General features: G+C 28.8%; 3 protein-coding genes. All 3 read right to left on the bottom strand.

Going from position 1 to position 2413, the window contains the following annotated elements:
• Positions 1-378, bottom strand: a 378-nt coding sequence (locus B9N71_RS12375) for a hypothetical protein (protein ID WP_143422159.1), incomplete at its 3' end; no start/stop codon positions are given.
• Positions 379-502: 124 nt separating this feature from the next.
• On the bottom strand, positions 503-1234 hold the full coding sequence (locus B9N71_RS12370) for a hypothetical protein (RefSeq protein ID WP_085166118.1): 732 nt from the start codon (positions 1232-1234) through the stop codon (positions 503-505).
• A gap of 389 nt (positions 1235-1623) precedes the next feature.
• A partial coding sequence (locus B9N71_RS12360; protein ID WP_085166117.1) for a lysozyme occupies positions 1624-2413 on the bottom strand: 790 nt, incomplete at its 5' end.

Here is a 2413-nt window from a genome sequence, read left to right as displayed (position 1 = left end):
CCATAATGTCTTTATCTCAGTTTCTGATGACTGTATTTCAATTTGTAACCAAGCTACCTTCACATCTTGACTCATTATATTGATTTTGCTCTTTGCATACGGTTTTCCCACTGTTGTATCTGCTGCAGTTTCTTTTTCCAGTAGTTTGGTTTGTTTCGCTATGCCAACAAATGTTTTGTCTTCTTCTGCGGTTTTACTCGCTTCCGCTTGCGTTTGAGTAATATAACTTGGTAAATCTTCACAGGTGAAACATTCAACATGTAAATGAGGGCAAAATTCTTTATCGTTTGGACTTTCACCTAATGGCAAGGTTATACGATTTTGTATTCTGTCATCTTTTTCATATTCAAATTCTCTTTTACTTTTATCGTAGTACATTTTCTACTTTTGGGTTGTACTATTTTAGGGGATAGTTACAAAATAATATGACACCGATTGAGTATAAAACACTAAAACAAGCAGCATGATTTTCTACGTCAGTTTTGTACTAACTATGGGGTATTTACAGTAAAGCCGACGAATGAACCCATTTAACAATTAACTTCTGGGTTCTAGTTAAATATCGAATTTGATAAAAATCGTCTCGGTACTGTAATAGTTCTACCTTGTCATCTTCAATTAAATACATTTTAGTTTTTGATTTTTCCAAAGCATCATCATATAAATAAGCCTGGTTAACAGCTATCTTTTTAATTATTGGTTTTCTATCAAAAAGATTATGCTCATTTGTCACCAATAAATAATTTAAATTTTTATTATAAATTTTACGCTGCACCATATCACAATCAATACATTGATCTTCTAATATTATTTGATAATATTTCTCCTTTTCTTTATAAAGTTTTTCATACCACTTCCCTCCATCAAGAAAACGATTAATTAATTGATCATTGGTTTTCTTATAATCGCATAACTGAGAACCATCGCTTAAAATTTGTTTCTCTTTAGTTTGAATAATATGATTTTTTATTTCATAAAGCGAATAACACTTATTAGGTGTAGAATTATATTTTAATGTCATCAATAAATAATTTTGACCAAAAAATTTGTCAATTGATAAGATTGACTCATCAATTTCATCATTCAACTCTATGGGTACTTTAATTTGTTGACAATCAGAACTATTATCAAAACAATGATAAATTGATTGTTTTATTTTATTAAATTCTATACTTCCATATGAGTGTGTCGTTAGAAAATAAAAAAATAATATTGATATTTTTACTAATTGCATATTATTGAATAATATTTAATTATTTAATTTACATTAATCATCTAATTCTTCTAGCTCCTGATTCTGTAATAACTTGTTATTTTTATATATACTTAATTGATTATCTCGAATAATGTAATAATAATCATTGTTTTGAAATTGATACCCTAATAAGCGATGAGATGAATAATGATTTATAGTTTCCCCTTTTAAAAATATATATAGCTGATCCTTCTTTCTCGTTCCTTCATAATAAACATTTTTACAGTCTAATTCCCCCTCTTCGCAACAATAGGATATTTTAATATTATATTTTAAAGAGTTATATTTAGTTGTATACAGACAAGAATGATTAAAATCATTAGCTAAACAAACAAAAGATAGTAATGGCATTATAATGAAAATTATTTTCATATTTCTTTATATTCTCCATCCAAATGACTATATGTAGTATATTTATTATTTTTAAATAAATAATATTCCGAACGTCTTCGATTATTAACGCCTTGATTAAATTTTCCTTGGGAGTTACTCCAAGATAACCATGCTTCCTCTAATGAATTATAAGTATAAGATCCTTTTGGATTATTTATCATTTTTACTACAGTTGAACTCTTAAATCCTCCAATGCCAATATTAAAAGAAAAAGCAACTAAAGCATCAAATTCATATTGATGAAGTGTTATTTTTATATTTTCGGAAACAACCTTAATATAACCTTTTAAATTTAAATCATTAGAAAGCAATTTTTCTGCTGTAGCTTCATTTATACCATTTTTATATAGTTCAAACTCTTCAGAAGATTTAATCAAATGCCCAATACCAATAGTAGCTCCTTTAGTATAATTTGTAATAGTTTTACCTGTTTGATCATCATACGGCTTCAATCTTAATCCTTCCCATTTTTTTAGAAATGCAATTCCTTTTTTGCTAAATTTGATTTCTTTATAAGCGGCTAGCTGCATAATAGTAACAGGATGAATAAACCACGCCTTACCATCAGCGCTAAGTGTGGCTGATGGGGAGGTTTCTGCTTCGGTGGTTGGGGTATTGGTTGTCTCGCCATTTTTTGGGGGAGTGTCGTTTTGTTGGTTTAACTTCGATAAGCCTTTAGCCACATCATCCCACCATAACATTTTCTTGATTTTTTCTTTGGTTTTTTCCCAAGCTGTTACTTGCTTTTCTAATGCTTCCATTTTG

It is taken from the genome of Gilliamella bombi, assembly GCF_900103255.1.
Taxonomy (GTDB): Bacteria; Pseudomonadota; Gammaproteobacteria; order Enterobacterales; family Orbaceae; genus Gilliamella; species Gilliamella bombi.
This window is presented reverse-complemented; position numbering and strand designations above follow the sequence as displayed.

What these genes read in the sequence shown, in the direction of transcription:
- B9N71_RS12370 (WP_085166118.1), bottom strand. Translation starts at nt 1,234, where the DNA reads ATGCAATTAGTAAAAATATCAATATTATTTTTTTATTTTCTAACGACA.